The 21578-nt window shown below is 63.8% G+C and carries 16 protein-coding genes; 1 reads left to right on the plus strand and 15 read right to left on the minus strand.

The window, feature by feature from the left end; genetic code table 11:
• The 10 genes from F0185_RS29050 to F0185_RS29095 all read right to left on the minus strand — a co-directional run.
• The coding region (locus tag F0185_RS29050) for a glycoside hydrolase family 16 protein (RefSeq protein WP_370664086.1) at positions 1-1599 on the minus strand (1599 nt) is incomplete at its 3' end.
• A gap of 272 nt (positions 1600-1871) precedes the next feature.
• Positions 1872-2849 carry a DUF2804 domain-containing protein gene (locus tag F0185_RS29055; RefSeq protein ID WP_167231001.1) on the minus strand — a complete coding sequence of 326 codons (978 nt, stop codon included), beginning with the start codon at positions 2847-2849 and terminating at the stop codon, positions 1872-1874.
• A gap of 139 nt (positions 2850-2988) precedes the next feature.
• Complete coding sequence (locus tag F0185_RS29060) at positions 2989-3399, minus strand: hypothetical protein (protein ID WP_167231004.1); 411 nt, start codon at positions 3397-3399, stop codon at positions 2989-2991.
• A 10-nt stretch (positions 3400-3409) separates the two neighbouring features.
• Complete coding sequence (locus tag F0185_RS29065; RefSeq protein ID WP_167231007.1) at positions 3410-4606, minus strand: porin; 1197 nt, start codon at positions 4604-4606, stop codon at positions 3410-3412.
• A 371-nt stretch (positions 4607-4977) separates the two neighbouring features.
• The gene (locus F0185_RS29070; RefSeq protein ID WP_167231010.1) at positions 4978-5388 is read right to left on the minus strand and encodes a hypothetical protein; all 411 of its coding nucleotides are present in this window, start codon (positions 5386-5388) and stop codon (positions 4978-4980) included.
• A 10-nt stretch (positions 5389-5398) separates the two neighbouring features.
• Positions 5399-6598 (minus strand): hypothetical protein, encoded by a 1200-nt coding sequence (locus F0185_RS29075; RefSeq protein WP_167231012.1) that lies wholly within the window; start codon positions 6596-6598, stop codon positions 5399-5401.
• 399 nt (positions 6599-6997) lie between these two features.
• Entirely contained in the window at positions 6998-7867 is an 870-nt protein-coding gene (locus tag F0185_RS29080) for a pirin family protein (protein ID WP_167231015.1), read from the minus strand.
• On the minus strand, positions 7864-8268 hold the full coding sequence (locus F0185_RS29085; protein WP_167231017.1) for an OsmC family protein: 405 nt from the start codon (positions 8266-8268) through the stop codon (positions 7864-7866). Before F0185_RS29085 ends, F0185_RS29080 begins: the two co-directional genes overlap by 4 nt.
• Before the next feature lie 140 nt (positions 8269-8408).
• Entirely contained in the window at positions 8409-10481 is a 2073-nt protein-coding gene (locus F0185_RS29090) for a hypothetical protein (RefSeq protein WP_167231019.1), read from the minus strand.
• A gap of 321 nt (positions 10482-10802) precedes the next feature.
• Positions 10803-12992 (minus strand): hypothetical protein, encoded by a 2190-nt coding sequence (locus F0185_RS29095; RefSeq protein ID WP_167231021.1) that lies wholly within the window; start codon positions 12990-12992, stop codon positions 10803-10805.
• A gap of 521 nt (positions 12993-13513) precedes the next feature.
• Between F0185_RS29095 and F0185_RS29100 the strand changes: the two genes are divergently transcribed.
• Complete coding sequence (locus F0185_RS29100; protein ID WP_167231024.1) at positions 13514-14326, plus strand: PEP-CTERM sorting domain-containing protein; 813 nt, start codon at positions 13514-13516, stop codon at positions 14324-14326.
• 58 nt (positions 14327-14384) lie between these two features.
• On the opposite strand, the gene F0185_RS29105 is transcribed toward F0185_RS29100, so the two are convergent.
• From F0185_RS29105 to F0185_RS29125, 5 genes are all read right to left on the minus strand, one after another.
• Complete coding sequence (locus tag F0185_RS29105) at positions 14385-14765, minus strand: DUF7668 domain-containing protein (protein WP_167231027.1); 381 nt, start codon at positions 14763-14765, stop codon at positions 14385-14387.
• Positions 14766-14832: 67 nt separating this feature from the next.
• Complete coding sequence (locus F0185_RS29110) at positions 14833-17115, minus strand: SUMF1/EgtB/PvdO family nonheme iron enzyme (protein ID WP_167231043.1); 2283 nt, start codon at positions 17113-17115, stop codon at positions 14833-14835.
• A gap of 8 nt (positions 17116-17123) precedes the next feature.
• Complete coding sequence (locus tag F0185_RS29115) at positions 17124-19364, minus strand: SPFH domain-containing protein (RefSeq protein WP_167231046.1); 2241 nt, start codon at positions 19362-19364, stop codon at positions 17124-17126.
• A 127-nt stretch (positions 19365-19491) separates the two neighbouring features.
• Complete coding sequence (locus F0185_RS29120; RefSeq protein WP_167231048.1) at positions 19492-20523, minus strand: hypothetical protein; 1032 nt, start codon at positions 20521-20523, stop codon at positions 19492-19494.
• A complete protein-coding gene (locus F0185_RS29125) occupies positions 20520-21575 on the minus strand; it encodes a hypothetical protein (RefSeq protein WP_167231194.1) in 1056 nt (351 codons plus the stop codon). The genes F0185_RS29120 and F0185_RS29125 overlap by 4 nt, the downstream gene beginning before the upstream one ends.
• Between the last annotated feature and the right edge of the window lie 3 nt (positions 21576-21578).

Below are 21578 nucleotides of genomic sequence, written 5' to 3' on the forward strand. Positions count from 1 at the left end.
GTTTGGCGGGGGGGCGGGGGGCGTGGCTGGGTGGGTGGGGGGCGTGGGCGTCGGGGTCGGCGTCGGGGTTGGTGTCGGCGTTGGGGTTGGCGTCGGCGTTGGCGTTGGCGTACCCGACTCCCACACAATATCGTCAATCGCCATCTGGAACGGCGCCGTCGGCAGTTGCGTCGCTTCGCTGGAAAACTGGAACAGGTCCAGCATCGACTGCAAGGCCACTTTCGGCCCGACCAGGGTCGATACCGGAATCGTCGCCGTGGCCCAGTCACCGTTGCGCACCAGGCCGTACGTGGTCGCGTTGGCCGGGAACTTGACCGCATTCTGGTTGGTGTAGGTATCCTGGATACTCACATTGAAGGCCACATTGGCCGGAATCTTGATGCGGAATTTCAGGTTGCCGTTCCTGAAATTGCTCATATCGTGCGCCTGGCGCGATTGCACGCTGCCGCCGAACCACTGGTTGGGCGCGGTGTAGTTCAAGGCCATGACATTGCTGCCCTCGAACGGCGCGATATTACCGGCCGACATGGACGCGTTATTCCACACGAAGATATCGGAACTGGCGCCAGCCACCTGCTTGTTGTTGACGGCGGTGTTATCGGTGAAGACGCCGAACTTGCCCACTTCCGGCGTCGACTGGTTGCCCAGCTTGACCGATCCCTTGCCGTCGAGCTGGTACACGCGCACATAATCGACGTACATGGTGCCCGGCAGCGGCGCGGTGACTTGTCCGGGCGAGGCGGCGTCGGTGAAGTTGCCGCCCACGGCCAGGTTCAGCAGCAGGTAGAACGGCGCTTGCAGCGCGCTCGAATTGACCGGCAGCGGGTTGTCGTACATATTGTGCTCGACGCCGTTATCGACGACCGTAAAACGCATTTGCGACTCGGTCCAGTACAGGCGATAGGTCACGAAGCGGTTCGCCATCGAGGTCGGCGCGATATACCAGTTCTTGGTTTGCCACGCGGTCGAGGCCGCGCAGCTTTCGTTACCCGGCACGCAGGCGGCCTGCTGATACGTGATCACGTTCGCGCCGACGAAGCTGTCGATCGGCGCATTGCCGGCGGGGGCGCGCGAACTGGCGCGGTGGCCCATCTCGACAATATCGATTTCGCCATTGCGCGGCCAGCTCTGCGGGCTGGAACCGAGCAACCATGCGGCCGGCCACAAGCCGGTGCCGAGCGCCGGCGTGCTCACGCGCATTTCGATCATGCCGTACTGCACTTGCACCTTGCCGGCCGAGGTCACTTTACCGGAAGTAAATGAGTTGCTGCCAATGGTCTGGCGCTGGGCCTTGATCGCCAGCGCGCGCGAGTTCGATTCGAACGGCACGTTCACGATCGACAGGTTGTTCGGGCTGTAGTACTGCAATTCCTGGTTGCCGTAGCCGCACAGGTTGATCTGGCAACCGTTGCCGTCGTCCGCCGTCCACACCAGGCTGTTCAGGCTGGGGCCGTTGAATTCTTCCGACCACAGCAATTGCCCGATGACGGGATTGGTCACGCTGGCGTGCGCGCCGGCGCCGTACATGGCGAGAATGCCGCCCGCGATGGCGGACAGCATGAATTTCCGCTTTGCCTGGATGTTGTTTTGATTTTTCACAATGTCTCCTGATAACTGCTCTTCATAAAAACGGCATCAAGCCGGAAAGCACTGTGGTAGCGCTTCCACCATCGCTGACACCGCGCTGTGCCGAACTGCGCAAAATGCGGGGGCCTGTTGAATTATTGGAGCAAGGAAACAACCCGTTCCCTCCATTATGGAAACGCTTCCAACTCAGGCAGGTGGAATATATGCCGCCTGAATTTTGATGTCAAGATAAAAAGAATTGCATGTTGCGCAGGCCGCACGCACGCGCCTGCTTGTCTGCACGCCTACCAGCGCGAGGCGTGGTCCTCGGTCACGCCCGCCAGCCGCGTCACGGCCCGGCGCGGCGCATCCCTGCTGGCCCTCACCCATCCGGAAAACGTGCCGATCGGCTGCACGTAACGGCTCGCCGCCACCAGCAGGTTCTTGTCTTCGCGCCGGCACCCTTCCGGCGTGAAATGCAGGTCGAGCAAACCGTCGTCGGTGAAGACATGCCACGGCGCCATCGGATCGTGCTCGTTGAAATCGAAGGTGGCCGCGCCGAGGCCGATCAAGCGCCCGTCCAGCCACAAGGCGTTCTCGTGCGCGCCAAAGTAGCCGGCCTGCAGGTTGAAGCCGAGCGCCAGGCTGTGCGCCGAGGCCCAGCGCCACGCCGTCTCGCGCGCCAGCAAGCCGTTCGAGTAGTCGAAGCTGGCCACCCCGCCATCGAGCGCATAGGCCTGCGTGCCGACGCGTACGCTGCCGCTCAGCGCCAGGCCCGATGATTTTTGCGTCGCATGCACCGCCCCGCCGCGCACCGGCCCGACGGCCAGCAACAGCGGTGCGCCGGGCGCGTCGAAGGCGGCCTCGATCTCCAGGCCCTTGCAGCGCAGCGACAGCGCGCTTGCCGACATGTCGATACGGCTGGCGCCGAATCTGAAGCGGCTGTGGCCGCCCGCGTGCCCGGCCAGGCGCGCCGTCAGTCCCGGCAGACCGTCGCGCGAGAAGCCGGCCACCACCTCGCGCCGGGTGCGCTCGAACACGTAGGCAAACGCCGTGTTGGTCCAGCCGACATCGACGATGGCGATGCCGCAGAACAGCTGATCGGTGGCCAGTGCGGTGTAGTGCCAGCGCTTGTGGTGAAAGCGCCGCCACCAGCGGCTGCGCGCGTACGGCGCGGCCAGCAGCGCCCAGTCGAAGCGCGTGGCGGCGCCGGCAAAGCGGCCGAAGGCGGGATGGCCGTCCGCTGCGGGAACGGTCAGGGGTGCGGCGGAAAGTGGCGTCATCGAGGTGGCAAGGTGGCGGCGGTCGCCCAGCCTAGCAGATGCTGCCCCGCAAGGGCAAGCTGCTTGCGCCAGAAACGGAAAAGCCCTCCGCCGGGGGCTGGAGGGCCTGCATTCCTGCGCCGTGCCGTGCCGTCGCTGATTACTGCACCGTCAGAATCACCTTGACGGTATCGTCCACGGCCGACTTGTCGATGTAGCCGATCGCGCTCAGGTCGGCCGCGACCGCTTTTTTCACCTCGGCGGCCGTGTGATATTCCTTGGGCGCCGTGCCCTTGCCGGTAAACACTAGCTTGGTCCAGATTGCCTTGACCTGGGCCGGCTCCTTTTGCAGCACCTTGGTGTAGAACTCGGTGCGGATGGCCGCGCCCTCATTGAATTCGATCGGCGTAAACAAGGTCGACTTGCCGATGAAAAACTGGCCCGCCTGTTCGCTGAACATGCGCGTGGCCGGGTTCTTCGGATTGACGATCACCACGATTTCCGCAAAGGCGGGCAGACCCGCCGCAAACAAGCCTGCCGCCAGCAGCATCTTGCCGATTGTTGTCTTCATCCTGCTCTCCTTAGAATACGAAATCGATACCGGCGGCATATACGTTGACGGTATCGTGGAACCCTGGCCTGGCGCGCAAAAAGGTACCGGCGCCGTCACGCGGCTTGATGCGGTCGACCTGTACCTTCAAGGCGGCGGACTTGGCAAAATCCCAGCGCACGCCGATCGCGTTGGTCGACTGCTGAGCCGCCTTGACCACGCCATTGACGCCGGCCGTGAGCGGCGCCAGCGGGCCGGCCGTCGGCAAACCGGCATACGTGCGGGCATTGTCCTGCTTGGTGTCGCCATAGTAGTAATACGGCGTGATCTTGCCGAAGCGATAGCCGAACATCGCGTAATACGAATTGGTATCCGGCACGATGCGCGAATCGGTCCTGCGGATCGCATACTCGGTCTGCACCAGGAAATTCTTGTAGTCCATCGTGAAGCCGGCCGAGGTGAACGAACCGTCCACATCGGTGATGCTCAGATCGTTCGCGACCTGGACCAGGCCAACCCGGCGCAAGGTGGCCAGCAAGCCATCGAGCTGTTCGCTGTCCTGGATCGTCACCTTGGCGTCGGCACGGCCGACGCGGAAGGTGAACGGACCGTTTTCGGCGACGATATGAATCATCGTGGCCGGCTTGTAAGTGACCCGGTTGTCGTCGGTGATTTTGGCCGATACATTGCCGATACCGGCCTGTGCGGTCACCGTGGTATCGCCGAAGCTGTGCTGGTACACCAGGTCGACGCCGTCGAAGGAATCGCCATTGACCTGGCGATACACTTCGGTGGGCGGACGGATCATGGTATTGGCGTAACCAACCTGGCGGAAGTCCGAAATCATGTAGACCGGCATGCCCATGCGACCGACGCGCACCGACAGCTCATCATTGATCTTGAATTTTGCAAATGCCCACGCCAATTCCGCGCCCCAGGCATCGCGCGCATTCTTGCGCGCCAGGCCCTGCACGGTAAACGACAGCCAATCGTTCATCTTGACCATGCCCTGGATACCAAGATTGGAATCGACCCCGGGACGCGGGTTCTTGCCCACGCCGGCTTGTTGATTCGGCCGCGCGAATTCGATGTCATCCGTATCGGTCGCGGTCAAGGCCGCGGTACCGAATCCGCTGATCGTCACGGTAGGCCCATCGGCCGCCTGCGACGACATGCTGAAAGCTGCCAGGATGACTGAGACCATGGCAAGACGCATTGGTTTATTCATATTTTCTCCTCGATAGTTCGCTAGTGCTGAGTCCCTAGTGTGGGCCACGAGTAACTGTTTGTGTACCGCGCGCGCGGCTTAATTCACGAAAGCGTTGTATCGAAGGAACATAGGCAGGCATTGGCGCGCTTGAATATGGCCTAACAAATAACCTTCTCCGTAAACCGTATTTTTATGGCATGCCAAAAGAGAAAATATCCAGACGTGACAAAGCGCAAGCGTGAATTACGCTTGGCAAGCAAAGACGAGGCAGGAGGAAAACAATGATGACTGCCGGGATGTGGCGAGGAGGGTTGCGCCAGTCGCGATGACGGGCGCAAGGGGGCCAACCGATGAGAACGGCCCGGCGCACGCGCGCGGGCCGCTTTCGTTTACTGCACTGTCAGGATGACTTTCACGCTGTCGTCCACGGCCGACTTGTCGATGTAGCCGATGGCGCTGACATCGGCGGCAACCGCCTTCTTTACCTCGGCCGCCGTATGGTATTCCTTGGGCGCCGTGCCCTTGCCGGTGAACACCAGCTTGGACCAGATGGCCTTGACCTGCGCCGGTTCCTTCTGCAGCACCTTGCTGTAGAACTCGTTGCGGATGGGTGCGCCCTCGTTGAACTCGACCGGCGTGAACAAGGCCGACTTACCAATAAAGAACTGGCCCGCCTGCTCGCTGAACATGCGCGTGGCCGGGTTCTTTGTATTCACGATGACCACGATTTCCGCCAGGGCGGGCACGGTTGTGGCGCACAAACCCGCCGCCAGCAACATCTTGCCGATAATTGTCTTCATGTTCGCTTCCTCAGAATACGAAGTCGACGCCGGCGGCGTAGACATTGACCGCATCGCGGAAACCTGGCTTGGCGTTCAGGAACGTGCCCGAGCCATCGCGTGGCTTGATGCGGTCGACCTGCACCTTCAGCGCGGCCGATTTATGGAAGTCCCAGCGCACGCCGAGCGCATTGGTCGACTGCAGCCCGGCCTTCATCGCCGTGTTCACGCCGGCCGACAGCGCCGCCAGCGGCCCGGTCGATGGCAAGCCCGCGTAGGCGCGATCGCTGTCCTGCTTGACGTTGCCATAATAGTAGTAAGGCGTGATCTTGCCGAAGCGGTAGCCGAGCATCGTGTAGTACGAGGTGGTGTCGTGGATCACCAGCGAATCGGTCCTGCGCACGGCGTACTCGCTCTGCACCAGGATGTTCTTGTAGTCCATGGTGAAGCCGAGCGAGGTGAAGGAACCGTCGACGTCGGTCACCGACAGGTCGCTGGCGACCTTGTCCATCCCGACCCGGCGCAGGGTGCCCAGCAGGCCGTCGAGCGTTTCGCTGCCCTGCAGGCTGACCTTGGCGTCGGCGCGGCCGAAACGCACGGTGAACGGGCCGTTTTCAGCGACGATATGAATCGTGGTCGCCGGCTTGTACTCGACCCGGTTGTCGTCGGTAATCTTGGTCGACATTTTGCCGATGCCGACTTGCGCGGTCACGGTGGTGTCGCCAAAATTGTGCTGGTACATCGCATCGATACCGTCGTAGGAATCGCCGTAAATCTGGCCGTACACTTCCTGCGACGGACGGATCATGGTGTTGGCGTAGCCCACCTGGCGGAAATCGGAAATCATATACACCGGCATGCCGATGCGGCCGACGCGGATCGAGATTTCGTCATTGATCTTGAACTTGGCGAACGCCCAGCTCAGTTCGGCGCCATAGGAATCGCGTGCATTCTTGCGGGCCAGGCCCTGCGCGGTAAACGACAGCCAGTTGTTGATCTTGGCGGTGCCCTGGATGCCGAAATTGGAGTCCACGCCGGCGCGCGGGCTGTTGCCCACGCCTGCGGCCTGGTTGAAACGCGCGTATTCAACGTCATCGGTATCGGCGGCCGTCAGGGCGGCCGTGCCGAATCCGCTGATGGTGACGGCAGGAGCATCATCGGCTGCGTGCGATGAAACACTGAAAGCTGCCAGGATCGCTGTGACCAGGGCCAGGCGCAGTGGTTGATTCATTCTTTGTCCTCAAAGGTGTAATTGTTTCAGGGAACGGATTGTGGACTACGGGCAACTATTTGCCTACCGAGGACCACTTCAAATTCGCTAAATCGTTGTATTGAGGAAACACAAGCGGGGATTGGGGCGCTTGTGTATGGCCGAACGAATAATCTTCCGCGCGCAGGGTTGGGGGTGGAGAAAGCCGGCAGCGTGTTGCTGCCGGCCGCGTGCGTGGTCAGTCGGGAAGAAGTACCAGGAACACCATCGCCAGGCCGAACAGCATCGCCGCCTGCAGGCTGAAAACGACAGCGGGAATTTGCAGCTCATCAGGAATTTTCATGATCACCTCCACACCTTGTTTGCGTGAAGGCTTAGATTCCGGGCTTGCCGCAAAGTTCCATTTTCTTTGAAGCAAGCCTAACGTTTTGGCAAGGGAATGAACTCGGTTTCGCCGTGTACCTTGTCGAAGTGCTGCTGCTCCCAGTCGTCGCAAGCGCGCGCGATGCGCTCCTTGCTCGACGAGACGAAATTCCAGTACATATGGCGGTGGCCATCGAGCGGCGCGCCGCCGATCACCACGAACTGCGCGCCGGCGCCGGCATACACGCTCGCGACGGTGCCGGCGTCGAGATAGGCCATCGTGTTCGGCGCCAGCAGCTCGCCATCGATGGCAATCTCGCCCGTCACCGGATAGATCGCCGCTTCCTGCGGCAGGTCGTCCAACTCGATGCTGCGGCCCGCATCGAGCGCAATGTCGAGATACAGCGTTTCGCTGAAGGTGGCCACCGGCGACGTGTGGCCGAAGGCGCTGCCGATCAGCACCCGCACCAGCGCGCCGTCGAGCTGCGCCACCGGAATCGCGGTCGCCGGCGTGTGCGCAAAGCTTGGCGCGTCTTCCTCGTGCGCGCGCGGCAGCGCGGCCCACAGTTGCAAGCCGTGCGAGCGGCGCGGCTTGCCGGCCAGGTCTGGCGGGGTGCGCTCGGAGTGCACGATGCCGCTGCCGGCCGTCATCCAGTTGATCGCGCCCGGTTCGATGCGCTGGACCGAACCGACGCTGTCGCGGTGCTCGATGGCCCCTTCGTACAGATACGTCACCGTGGCAAGGCCGATGTGCGGATGCGGGCGCACGTCGTGATTGGCCTCGGCCGGCTCGTCGATGGGACCGAAGTGGTCAAAGAAGATGAACGGCCCGACCGCCTGCTTGGCGGCGGCCGGCAGCACGCGGCGTACCCGAAAGCCGCCGCCGATGTCTTTTTCGTGCGGTTTGAAGAAGTGGGCCACGCTCATGGCTGCACCAGGGTCGTGGTGATGTCGGTCGTCACGCCGGTCATCAATTTTTGGATCGGGCATTTTTCGGCGGCGGCCAGCAGGTCGGCGCGCTGCGCGTCGGACAGCTCGCCACCGAATCGCAAGGCGGCGGAGAGGCGGTACACGCCCTTGCGCTCGTCGCTGGCGTCGCGCTCGATGCTCACTTCGATGTCTTCGACCGGAATGCCCTTGCGCTTGGCGTACCAGACCACCGTGAGGGCCTTGCAGGCGCCCAGGGCGGCGTCGTACAGGTCGTGCGGCGACGGGCCGGCATCGGCCCCGCCCTCTTCGACCGAGCCGTCGGCCGGAATCAGGTGGTTGCGCACGTGGACGATATGGCGCATCGGTTGCGACAGATCGCGCTTGACGGTAATGGTCATGGGTTTCCTTCTGGATCAGGGTGGGTGTTGGCGGAATTTACACCCTTTCGCGGCATTGCGCATCCCACGGAATGGGGGGATGGCGCGAAAATCCGGTCGACATCGAGCGGCGTGGCGCCGCTCTTGCGCACTGCCCGGGACTACTTCAGCTTGAGTTTATCGGGGCCGCCGAAAAAGCAGTAGGGACAGACCTGCTTGCGGTGCTTGGCGATATCGGCGAGCTTGAAGGGCAGCGTATCGAAGTAGTTCAGTTGGTCCTTGCCTAGGTCGGGACTGTAGGCATCGGCGAAGCGGCAGCGCTTGGCGGGATCGGTGTAATGGATTTTGCTGAGCCGGTCGGTCACGACCCAGCCCAGGGCCTGGCGCTTGGGGTCGTTCTGTTTTTCCGAATAGCCCGGATAAAAAACGGTGTGCTGCCAGCGCACGTAAGGATGCGTCCGGTCCAGCCTGTCCTCTTTGGCAATCCGCAGTTCCTGGTTAAACAGCTCCTGGGTCCATCCGCCCCACGGACGATAGATGCGGCAGCGGACGATGAAACCGGTGTAGCTCGCCAGCGCGGCCGAGCTATGGTTGATCGAGACGTGCAGCGGATCGGCGACACTGGCGATGTCGACATCCGATTCGGCGATCGGATTACCAGTATCGTTGGCATAGACCCGCCATTGGATGCGTACCCGCGGATCGAAGCGGTTATACAGCTCGCCGCCATTTTCCATGATGACGTCGATCGCTTCGCTTCTCCTGGCGGACCAGGTATCGTTCACCACAGGCGCGTAGGCCGGGCCGTTGTTACCCTGGATATGGATATACGACTGCTTGAATTGTTCCTCGAAATGAAACCAGGCGCTCATGCTGTCGGGGCGAACGACGACATCGTCGAGCGTGAACGCAAAGGTGGGGCCTTTGGTTCCGGGCAAAGTGAACCCGATGATGCCCTTGAAGCCCGACACGGCATCGAACACGCCGCTCGACAAACCGCTTTCGGCGTTTTCGAGCACGCTGCCGACGACGGCCGAGACGACCGTTTCGAGCAGCATCACCACCACCAGGCTCGCGCCGCTCGTGGGCCACGCCAGCAACACCCCGACCACGCCGATCACGCCCTGCAATGCGGTCAACCACGCCGGCTGGCTGATGTCCACGTCGAAGCTCTCGGCGGTGACGCCGTCGGCGCTGGCATAGCTCATCAGGTACTGCGTATTGCCTTCCATGTAGGTGTGGACGATGCGCAGCTTGAGCGCAAAGTCGACATGCACGGCGATGGCGCTGAAACTGCTGGCGATACCGGTGACCTCGATGACGTCGTGGCCCAGCACGACGTCGATCGCATTGAGCGATGTCAGCGAAACCGCCGACGGCTCGTACACGGTATTGTATGGATTGTTGATCTGCCTGATGGCGCCCGAAATACCCTCAAACTTGGATTGCTCGAAGCGCGAAAACAGTTCGTAGCGGCCGCTGTGCAGGAACAGGTCGTTCAGGATCACGCTATTGATCGAGACCGCGACGCCGGTCTTGTGCGGGCCTTTCTGGCGCAGGGTGGTGCCGCTCCAGACGGTATCGTAGAACGGCACCCCGTAGTCGTCGTCACCCGTGTGGGCCGCCTGCTGCAGGGTTTTTTTGAAGCCCTTGTCGGTCGGCGCCAGGTTCATGTCCACCAGCTTGCTCGCATCGCCCTGGCCGAAACCGGCGATATCGACGCCCAGATTGAGCGAACCCTGCGTAATCAGGACGCCGAGCGCGGAAATCACATAGGCGCGACGGGTAAATGGTTCGAGCAGTGGTGGTGTAAACAGAAATTGCTTCGGATCCTGCGTGACCGCCCCCCTGATCGCGAAAGAGGTCAGCAGGCTGTTGCCCACGATATTGCCGTAGACGGGATTCGGATCGGTGCCTGAAATGAAGGTGCTGCCGGACGAGACGACCACGACGCGTTCGGTGTCCAGGCCAAACTGGATCGCTTGGCTCTTGTCATCGACCAGCCGCACGACCGGCATGCTGATCCGGGCCTTGACGCTGATCACGCAGCCCAGGGTAGGAAGTCCGGGGCCGGAAAAGGTGAGCGGCCCCACCAGCTCGATATCGGCGAAAACGAGATTGTTGGGGTTGTCGATCAGATCGAGCATGGGCTCGACCAGCACCAGATCGAAGGCCACGGTATTGGCGCCATGGGCCACCGAATTTTTCAGGCGCACCTGCATCAGGTTATTCACATATGCCGCGTGAATGAACGCCTGTAGCGCTTTTGCGCTGATGCTTAATGCTGCCGCAAACCCCGCATGCAAGGCCATATCAGGAAGCCCTATCGCAAAAAGGACCATCCCGCCAGAAGGCGGGATGGGTGGAAGACGATTGAGTGTCACACGCACGGGTACCTGACCCGAGCCGTAAAGGAGAGCAGCGCACCGTAGTAGGCCAGTCTACAATTTTTCCCACGGGTTCTTTCGAGACCCGGACGTTTCCGATTTCATAATCGCATTCCGGGTGGTGAATGTCAAAACATTAATCTGATATTTTTCGCCTTTTCCGCAACATCATTTGAGTATCTTTTTGTCCGGCCCGCCAAAAAAACAATAGGGGCAAACCAGCTTGCGATGCTGCGCTATGTGAGCAATATCGAACGGCAAAACGTCATGGTAAATCAGGTCGTCCTTGCCAAGCTCGGGGGTGTAGGCGTCCGCGAAGCGGCAGCGCTTGGCCGGATCGGTGTAATGGATTTTGCTCTTGCGTTCAGCCACCACCCAGCCGGTCGCGTGCCGCTTGTCCATCTGGTCGAGCGGCGCCGAAAAACCGGGGTAATACGCCACATGGTTCCAGTGCACGTAGCGGTGGGTGCGATTGAGCCGGTCGGTGATCCTGACGGCCATCTCCTGGCTGAACAATTCATCGGTCGAGGCGTCCCACGGGCGGTAGATGCGGCAGCGGATGATGAAGCTGTCGTATTTGCCCAGTGCCGGCGAGGCATGATCGACGCTCACTTGCGCGTTCGCGGCGTTGAACGGCAGATCGGTATCGACCAGCACCACCGCGGAAGGGCCGGCCAACACCTTCCAGGCGATCCGCACCTGGGTGTCGTGGACGTTATGGAGCGGTTCCGGGGTACTGAAACGCACCACGATCTGGCTCAGTTCGCTCGAAGGCCAATCCAGGTGCTCGACTTTCCCCGTGCTGGTGTAGTTGGGGAATCTCGTGACATAGATGCGCGCGCCGGCCGCGCTGCGTTCCAGCTTGAACCATGCCGTCATGGCCCCCGGCCGCAGCAGGACGTCGTCGCAGCGCAGGGTGAAGGTCGGCCCGCTGGTCTTTGGCAAGGTAAACTGGATGGCCGTGTGAAAACCGGACAGGGAATCGAGGACCGCCGGCATCAGGTCGTCCTGGGAGGCGCCAAGCAGGTTGCCGACCACGGCGCCGACAACCGTCGCCGCCACCGCCGACACGGCAAGATTGACCGCGCCGTCGTGCGGGGCGAGCATGATCCCGCTCGCGATCCCCATGGCATGGATGAAGCCGAGCCAGACCGGCGAATCGAGATCGACGTCGTAGATTTCCCCGGTGATGCCGTCGGCATTCGCATAGCGCATGACAAAACTGGTATCGCCATCGAAATACGTATGCACGATGCGCGCTTTGAGGGAAAAACCGACATGCACCGGCAAGACCTCGAAATTGCCGCCCGTGCCGCTGATCGTCAGGATGTCCTGGCCGAACACGATCTTCAAGGCATTCAGTGCGGTGAGCTGCAAGGTCGATGGCTCGAAGCTCTTCTTGGGGAATTTGCCGATCAACTGCAAGAGCGCAGTTTGCACCTGAGCATATTTTTGCCCTTCAAAGGTGGCCATGACCTGCGAACGTCCCAGCTGGTCGAACATGCGCTGGAAAGCCATTTCGTGCAGGCTCACCGCGGCATCGGTCTTGTGCGCCCCGGCGGTGCGTAACTTCGACGCCGTCCATTGGGTGTCATACAGGGGGGTGCCGTATTCGTCGTCGTCCGTGTGTACGGATTGCAACAGGGTCTTTTTCCATCCTTTCGGTGTCGACACGCGATTCAGATCGACCAACTGGGCGGCGTCGCCCTGGAAGTACAACTCCTGCACGTCGACCCCGATGTTGAGCGAGTCGGCCGACACGCGCACGGAGATGCTGTCCTTCTTGCTGCCCAGAGGCCCCAGCGTGTAGCCGAGCCGGACGAAATGGGCGAGCTGGGGCGGCGTCAGAAGCACTGTCGGCATCGCCCTCGCGATCACGCCCGAGAGCATTCCCCCGTTCAGCGGGCTTAATATGGATGAGGGATACACCGAAGAGACCTGGTCGGCGCCGATCACGGCCAGATCGTAGGTCAGCATGCCAAGGCTGCTCATCTTCAGCCCGAAGTGCAGCGCATTGCCGTTCGGCCGGATGGCGGCCACTTCACAGGTAGCCGTCAGCTTCACGCGCACGTTCACGCTACGGGTGGGCTTGTTTTCGCCGCTGCAGGTGAGCGTGCCGGCCAGGTCCATCGCCAGGATGACATGTTTGCCCGCGTTCGCTTGCAGCGTGATGCGCGGCTCGGCCTGGAACAAGTCGTAATCGACCGTATACTCGCTCAGATCGCTCTGGGCGACGCCGTGCGCTCCGCCCTTGATACGTCCGAGCACAATATTGTTGACGTAGCCGGCATGGATAAACGACTGCAGCACGTCCTTGGTGAAACTGAGCGCCGCGGCAAAGCCAGCATGCAGTGCCATAATGGAAGTCTCCCTGGAAGCGATTCAATTGCAGTCGTGGCAAAGCGGCCGGCGACGATCCAACCGTCAACGCCTGGCCGTCCCATAGCGAAATAGCAATGTATCACTTAATCTTCTATGGCGATATCAGCAATTTTCCCGGCGGGCGCGCAATGGAGAATGGGTGCGCCCCGAAACCCGACGATAGCGGTAGACGCACGGCAAAGTCATCGCTGCCCTGGCGCGAACAGCATGCGCTCAGGTCGCGGTCGAACGTGAAGTCGCTGGCAGCGCAGTCAATTCGATCACGCCTATTAAGAGCCTATTCTTGTAGGCAAGGCGCCGCTTGCTGCCGGCCCCTCGGAAGCGGGGACGGCGTTGCTCGTCGTAGCATGGCTAGCCATGCGTCCTCCTCCCGCCTTGTCCGCGCTCCCGCTGGACCGGCATCCAGCTACGCTCCCTACAAGAATAGGCTCTAAGCAAGCGATAAAATATTGACTATAATGCAACCTCACCAACGTGCTTACTTCGAGGCCTTCCCTATGATACAACGCGCTTTTGCACTCCCCTTCGCCGCGCTGCTCGCTGTCGCGCCTATGCAGGCGCATGCCGATTTTTCGGCTAGCGCGACAATGTCCAACATCCGCTTTACGCTCACCGATCTGAACCTGGACGACGGCATCGCACCGTCGCTGGTTCCCAAGCTCGACGGCGGCGCGGTGACGCGCGATTTTTCGACTTGGTACGAGGACAATGATGCTCGCACATACCAATCATTTTCCGCCGATCCGGCGTATTTCGACGCGCGCACGGTCGCTTTCGATACCCCCACGGCAGGCCCCAAACCCAACCGCGTCACCGGCTCGGTCAGCATCGGCGGAGACTCGTTCGATCACTTCGCGCTTGCCGCCAATGCAACGGTCGCCGGGACCCGCCAGCGCACCGCTGGTGCGGGAGCGCTGCTGGTTCGCTCGTTTACGCTCTCGCCCAACACCGCCGTGACGATCACGATGGATGTCAACGTACTTTCCGGCAAAACCAATGCCAACTTCAACGGGTATGGCACCTCCAGCGCCTCTTTCTGGATTGGTAACGGGGCAGTCGAGCGCGCGGCGCATGCGGTCGAGTCCCTCTACCAGGGCTCGGGTACGCCGGGGCTGCGGACCATGAGCACGACCTATGAAAGCCAACTGGGGGAAACGTCGGTTGACGCGTACTTCTGGGTCACCGCGTATGCCTGGGAAAACGGCAACGGCATGCCCCTGCCCGTGCCTGAGCCCGAAACCTATGCGATGTTGCTGGTCGGTCTGGGGATGATTACATGGCGCCAACAACGGCGCCGGCTCGGCCGCTAAGAAGCGGCGCCGTGCGTCGTGCGGTTTGACGAGGCGCGGCGGCGGCGCAGTGCGCGCCTTACGGCACGTAGACCATCTGGATATCGACAACGTAATCATCGCCGCTGTCGATGACTGCCAGGCCCAGCACCAGGTCGCTGCCGCCTTCGCCAACGGTCCACAGATCGACCAGGACGTCCCAATGATGACCGGTCCACATGCAGACGGATGTATTCCAGGTGTCATCCGGAAGCGGCACCAGGGTCTCCCCGTAGCGCTCGATGTAGCCCTCGATTTGCATCGCGGTGTTTGCCGGCACCGGCGCGACGCCCGGTACGCCGGCAGCGAGTTGATAGTCGTGGCGCACGAAGGCGTCCACAATGTTCAGGATGACAGGACGCCACGCCGAGGGAATCGGGCGCTGATTGTCGTCCTTTACTGCCGCAATTTCATCAGGCATATGATTGGTTCACTTTCTGCAATCCGCCACGCTGACGATGGCGGTAAAACAGCGCAGGGCCGCGCGATCACGGCGCGACGATATTGCGCGCCACCCGGAATCCCACGATATCGTTGCTCAGCTGCGCCGAAAACCCGTTGCGCAGCGCCGAGCGCAGATAGCGCGGGTTGTACAGCCACGAGCCGCCGCGCAGGATGCGCCGGCTCTGGTCGCCGCCCTGCTCCCAGGCGTCGCCGGTGTTCGGCGCGCCCTGGTAATTGTCGTGCACCGTGTCCTGCACCCACTCCCACACATTGCCGTGCATGTCGTACAACCCCCACGGATTGGGTGCGAACAGCCCACCGCGCGTGGTGCCCTGGCGGTACTCGCCCTTGGGACTGCCGTTGTAGGTGTAGTTGCCGTCGTAGTTGGCCAGGCTGGTATCGATCTCGTCGCCGAAGCTGAACGCGGTTTTGGTGCCGGCGCGGCAGGCGTATTCCCACTCCGCCTCGCTCGGTAGCCGGTACACCTGGCCGGTCTGCTCGCTCAGCCAGCGCACGTACAGCTGCGCGTCATGCCAGGTCACGCCCACCACCGGATGGTCGTCGGCCTGGGCGAACCCCGGCTCGGCCCAATTGACCTCGCCGTGCGGTTGCCAGCCAGTCGCGCGCACGAACTGGCGCCACTGGCCCACCGTCACCGGAAAGCGCCCCATCGCCAGCGGTTGCTCGATGCCGACCCAGTGCTGCGGCGTTTCGCGCTCCACCCACGCTTGCTGCGAGCCGGCCCGCATCGCGATCTTGCGCTCGTGCTCCGGGGACCCCATCTGGAAGCGCCCGGTCGGCAAGAGAACCAGTTCCGGCCCGGTGCCCGTCCCGTCCAGGAAGCGGTCGCGCAGCACGCCTTCGGTATCGGCTACCTGACTGCCTTGCTCGGGCGGCTGGGCCGACGATTCGGCCACGCTGCGTTCGGCCATCTCTTCGCGCGCACGCTGCTGCTCGGCGCGATACGCCGCCACCGCCTTGGCCTGCATCGCCTTGCGCTGCTGCTCCTCGCGCGCCTTGCGTTCTGCCTCAAAGTCGGCCTCGCGCCGCTCGCGCAGCTGGCGGCTCAATGCTTCCTTGCGTTCGCGCTTGGCCGCATCGGCTTGCGCGCGGTCGATCGCCTCCTGCTCCTTGCGCTGCTTTTCCTTGAGCAGATGGGCGGCGGCGGCGGCTTCCGCCTCGGCCTTGCGCTGCACCGCCAGCTGCCTGGCGCGCACTTCTTCCTGCGCGCGCTGGGCCACCTGCTGGGCGGCGTGCGCAAGCTGTTCCTGCGCCTGTTGCGCCGCATGCTGGACCGCCAGTTCCTGCGGCGACGGCCCGACCGCGCCGCGCAGGGCGGCCAGCAGGTCCGGCACCGTGAGCGGGCGCCGGTCCGGGTCGAACGCAAACCCGCTGCGCAGCGCATCCCATTCGCGCGCGGACAAGGCCTCGGGCCGCGGCGGCTCGTGACTGGCGCTGCGCGGACCGTCGAACGGCATGTGCCCTTCCACCATCTGGTAGATCATCACCGCCACCGCATACACGTCGAGCGCGCGGCTCGGCTGGCGTTGCAGGGTGCCCGCTTCCGGCGCGCGGTAGCCGGCGGTGCCCGAATTACCGGGCGCTTCAAGCCCGATGCTGCTCGCGCTGCTGCGCGCACGCGCGGCGATGCCGAAGTCGAGCAGTTTGATTTCGCCCTTTTTGGTGACGAACACATTGCCCGGCTTGATATCGCGGTGCACCAGCTTGTGCTTGTCCCACGCGTACTGCAGGGCCTCGGCAATTGGCGCCAGCAGTTCCTGCACGCGCGCCAGGGTGAGTGGCCCTTCACGCGCCAGCAGGCTGTCGAGGTCCTCGCCTTCCAGGCATTCCATGATGATGAAGTAGCTCGACGTGGCCGGATCCTGCGCCCATTCGTAGACCCGCACGATGTGTTCGTGCGCCAGGCGGCGCGCCTGGGTCGCTTCTTCGATCAGCAGTTTGGCGTGGGTGGCGCTTTGCGTCAGTTGCGGCGGCAGGATCTTGAGCGCGACCATCGCGCTGTGACCGAGTTCGGCATGCGTGGCCAGGTCCATCGCCTGCCACACCTGGCCCATGCCGCCCTGCGCAATGAGCTGTTCGAGGCGGTAGCGGCGGTTTTGCGGGCCGATCTCCTGGCCCACCATCAGCCCGATCTCGGTGCCCTGGCGGATGTGGATCGCCGGCGCCATGGGCGTGCCGCTGCCGCCGGGCGGCGCGTACTCCGCGTCCAGGATGGCGTTCTTGCGGCTGTCGAATTCCTGCTGGCTTAACAGGCCGTCTTCGTGCAGGCTGCGCAGCTCGCGGATCTTGTCTCTTGCCGTTTGCATCTGTCCTGTCAAGGTTGGATCGCCGCGCCGCATTCGGCGCAGAATTTATCAGTGGGACCGGCGCGGTGCCCGTTGACGCACACGCGCACCTGCGCTCGCGCCGCCTGATCATAGCCTACCCTCGCCCCGCCCTGCGCCACGCCGATGCCCAGGCCCGACTGCGAGGCCAGCGCCGCCTTGTTCACATCGTTCTGCATCCCCAGCAAGTCGAGCTGGTGGCGCCGGTCCTTGTCCACTTCGGCGTCGCGCAGGGCGCGTTCGCGCTCGACCCGTTCCTGCGCGCCGCGCGCCGCTTCGGCCGGCGTGACGCTGTAGGTCGCCGCCACCACCGACGCCAGCGCCGCCAACTGGTGCGGCGTCATGCTGGCGTGGACCTGGGTTTTCATCACGTCGGCCAGCGCCAGCGCGTTCGGGCCGGCCGCCAGCGCCACCTTGCCGGTGTCGCTCAGGGCGCCGATGGTCGAGACGCGACTGATCTCGATGCGCGCCAGCTCCGCTTCGTGCGCCTGTTGCGCGAACTGCGTTTCGCGCTCGTGCCCGAGGCGCTTGAGTTCCTGCTGCCAGGCCGCTTCCTGCTCCTGCAGGCGCAGCGCGTGGCGCTTTTCTTCGGCTTCCAGTTCGATCTGCTGCGACTGGCGCTGGTGGCGGCCGTCGGCGTCGATCGTGCGCAGCAGTTTTTCGTGCTGGGCGATCGCATCGTGCTGCGCACCGCCACGGCGCAGGGTCTCGATATTCTGGTTGATTTGTTCCGCGTCGCTCCTGGCGCCCGCATCCTTGAGCATGTCGGCGCGCAGCAGGTCGCGCTTGCGGTCCAGCGCCAGTTCTTCTTCCCATTCGGCGATGCGCTCGGTCTCGCGCTTGTAGGCGGCGTTGGCCAGCGCCAGCGACTGCCACTGGGCGGTGTGCTGTTCCTGTTCCAGTGCCGCCTGGCGCTCGCTGGCGGTTTTTTGCGCCTGGTGCAGGCGCGCGAGCTCCGCGCGTTTGCGCGTTTCGTCCTCGATCCCGAGCGCCTGGGTGATCTTGTTCTGGATCTGCTGCTGCAGCAGCTGGTGCGAAAAGCGCTGCTGCGCCAGCTGGCGCATCTCCAGCGCGCCCTGCTGCGCCACTTCGAGTTCGGTGCGCATGCGAATCTGCGCCAGGTGGCGCAGGTGCGCCCACTCGGTCGACTCGTCTTCGCGCGCCGCGCCCTTCTTGGCCAGTTCGTGTTCCAGCTCGGTGACGATGTCGCCGGCGCCGCGCTCGATGGCCTGCTTGCGGTTCTTCGACTCGACGATGCGGCCATACAGGTCGATCTCGCGCGCGCGCAGCGCCTGCAGGCGCTCGGCGTTCTGCAAGGTCAGCCCGGCTTTTTCGATGCTGTCGTCCTGGCGCAGTTCCTGGCGGCGGTAGCGCAGGCGGTTTTCCTGCTCTTCGACCCGGATGCGCTGCCATTCTTCGTCGTTGTATAACTGGTCGAGTTGTTTCGCGTGTTCGAGCTTGACGTGGCGCTCGTCGACCACCAGCCACAGGGTGCCGATGCGCGCCTGGTGGGCGTCGAATTTATCGTGGCGCAGGGCCAGCGTATCGACCTGCGCCACCGCCAGCCCGTACTGGGCCAGGCGCAGCTTGAGCGCACCTTGCAGGCGCTCGTCGAGCTGTGGGCGCAGGTCGCGGTTGCCCGACATGTCGCGGATCGACTGGCCGGCGATGAATTCGGCCGCCAGCTGGCGCACCGAGGGCGCCAGCAGTTCGCGCAGGTGGTCGGTCGTCACCGCGCCCGGCATGGTCATGAAGTGCCGGGCAAAGGCGCTGACCTGTTCGATCTTCACGCTTACGGTGAACTGCGCGCCGATGGCCAGGTGCTCGGACGTTTGCAGGTCGTCGAACGAGAATTCGACCGGCATGGCGGCGGTGCGCGTGATCAGGATTTCGGCGTGCTGGTTGCGCAGCAGGTGGTTCAGGCGCGTGAAAAAGCCCTCGATCTCGTATTCGCCCTGCGGCACCTCGGTCGCCTTGTCCGCCTGGAGGATGTAGGCGCGGGTGGTCGCCGGCACCCGCAAGGTCTTGACGAACAGGCCGGAAAGCTGCTCGACGCCGAAAAACACCGCCAGTTCGCCGGGGCCGGGAATCCAGCGGTTCTCGCGGAACACCGGTTCGTTGCGCGGCCCGCCCAAGGTCAACCCGCATTTGGCGCAATAGCCCGCATCGCCGGCATTCTGATGCTCGCAACGCGGGCAGGTGACGCCGCCAAAACCAAACATCTGGAACATATCGACTCCTGGTTGTTCAACTTGCACCACATTTTACGAAACCTGGCACGGCCGTACGATTTTAGCAGGGGACAAGGCGCACGACCGTCGCGCACACCGCCCCTCGCCGTTTCTCCTGAACGGGTGTTCAAATAATCCCGATCCGCTCCACCAGCGCCACGCTGGCGCCGCGTTCGCGCAGCGCCTCGGCAAAGCCCGGCGCCAGCGCGCTTTGCCACGTTTTGGGCAGCAAAATGCGGTCGCCGGCGACGGCCTGCCGCAAAATCAGTTCGCACTTCGGCGCGCAGCCGTCCACCGTATCGACCCGCCCCGCGTGCCAGGCGCCCGAGCAGCCGCTCGCGATGACCCGCCCGCGCGCCAAAAATTCGCGCCCCCGCGCCATGCGGTCGGCCATCACCAGCGCCAGTTCGAACGAATTGCCCTGGAAGCGCGCCTGCCCGAAGCGCACCACCGTGCGCCAGCGACCCAGCGCGCGGCCGTCGAAATGGCGCGCCCCGGCCAGCGCCTGGCGCACCGCCAGCAGCTGGACCGGGTCGAGCCCGGGCGCGGCGATGCTCTCTTCCTCCTCGCCCCCGGATCCGGGCCCGGCCAGCGGATACACATTCACCTCGACCCAGCACAAGCTGTCGTTGACGCCGCCGCTGTGCAGCGGAAACCAGGCGCGCGCCGAGGCCACGCTGGCCGCGCCGTCGGGCTGCCCGGTCAGCGCGCCTAGCCAGCCCAAGCCATCCGGCCCGCCCAGCAGCGCGTGCGCCGGGGCGTCGACCACGTCATGGCCGCCGATGCGTCCCAGTTGCCATTGCTCGGACCAGCCGTTGGCCAGCACCGGGCCGCTCGGCCGCCACACGCCGCGCGCCATGCGGTCGGCCAGCACCACGGCCAGTTCCCAGTCGCGTTCATGGCGCCCGGGAGCGCGATCGATGCTGATGACCACCTGGTCGCGGCTGTCGGAACAGCCTTCGGTCAGGCGCGCCAGGCGCACCACCTGTTGCATGCGTTCGGCCAGGGCGGCGTCGCCGGCGCCGCTGCATTTGACGTCGGCGCGGCCCGCACGCGGGCGCACGGTGGCGCTGACGGTCAGCACTGCGCCGCCGGCCAGCACGCTGCGGCATTCGGCCCCGTGGCGCTTGTCGGTCGGTTTGTCCGTTGCAATGCTCATGCCGGCTCGCTTTCGGGGAGAACGATGGCCACGCGGCGCGCGGCGCATGCGTGTTCGAGGTTGGCGATGATGCGGTCGGCGTCATCGAACAGCGCCGCCAGGTCGGCATCCCCGGCCAGTCCCAGGCGGGCCAGCAAGGCCCAGGCTTCGTCCAGCGCGGCGCCGGCGCGCAGGCTGTGGCGGGTGCGGGCCAACTGGCGGTCGGCCGGCAGCATCTGGCCCGGCGCGGCCAGCTCCAGCGCCGGCATGGTGTTGACCGACAGGCTCACGCCATCGAGCCGCTGCAACAGCGCAGCATGCCGCTGGAACAGCGCCTGGCCGGGCGGCAGCAGTGCCATGCGCAGGCCGTGCATGACGCAAGGCAGCTCGAGGAACAGGCGGCGCAGCGCTTTGGCGTCGGCGCCAATGGCGTCCAACGGCGCGGCAATCGGCTCGTTCTGCGCCGGCGGCGCCGGCGCATCCGCCACACTGACCGCGCGCGCCAGCAGCATTTGCGCGTAGTCGATACGGTCGCCCAGGTCCACCGGCACGCAATCGTCGACGCTGATGCCGAAGCGCGTATATAACAGTTGATTGAAGCCGCCGCGAAAGGTGTTCCATTCGTCCAGCGTGGTGCAAGGCGGCAGCGCCAGGTGACCGAGCGCCAGTTCGCGCTGGAGCGCGCCCTCGATGGATGCCGCGAACTCGCGCACGCCGAGCGTGTCGCCCGCCTCGCTGGCCAGGAACAGGTCGAAGCGCTGCTGCGCCACGCGCGGATCGGGACCATCGACGGCGAACGACAGGCGCAGGCCCAATTCGGGCGCGGCGGCGAACGGCGCCAGGTCGACACCATACGGGCCGGGATGAAAGCAGAACGCGTTTTCGGTCTCGGCCAGCACCATGCGGCTGCCTTCGGCAACGCGGCGCGTGTGGCCGCCCTGGTCGGCCACCACGCCGGCACAGCCCTTCGGCACCGTGCAGCCGGAGCCCATGCGCAGCGCCAGCGTGGCCGTGCCCAGCGCCGTGGTATCGGGCGGGGTGGCTTTGGCGTGGCGTTTGAACAGCCCGATCATGGT

It is taken from the genome of Massilia rubra, from assembly GCF_011682065.1.
Taxonomy (GTDB): domain Bacteria; phylum Pseudomonadota; class Gammaproteobacteria; order Burkholderiales; family Burkholderiaceae_D; genus Telluria_A; species Telluria_A rubra.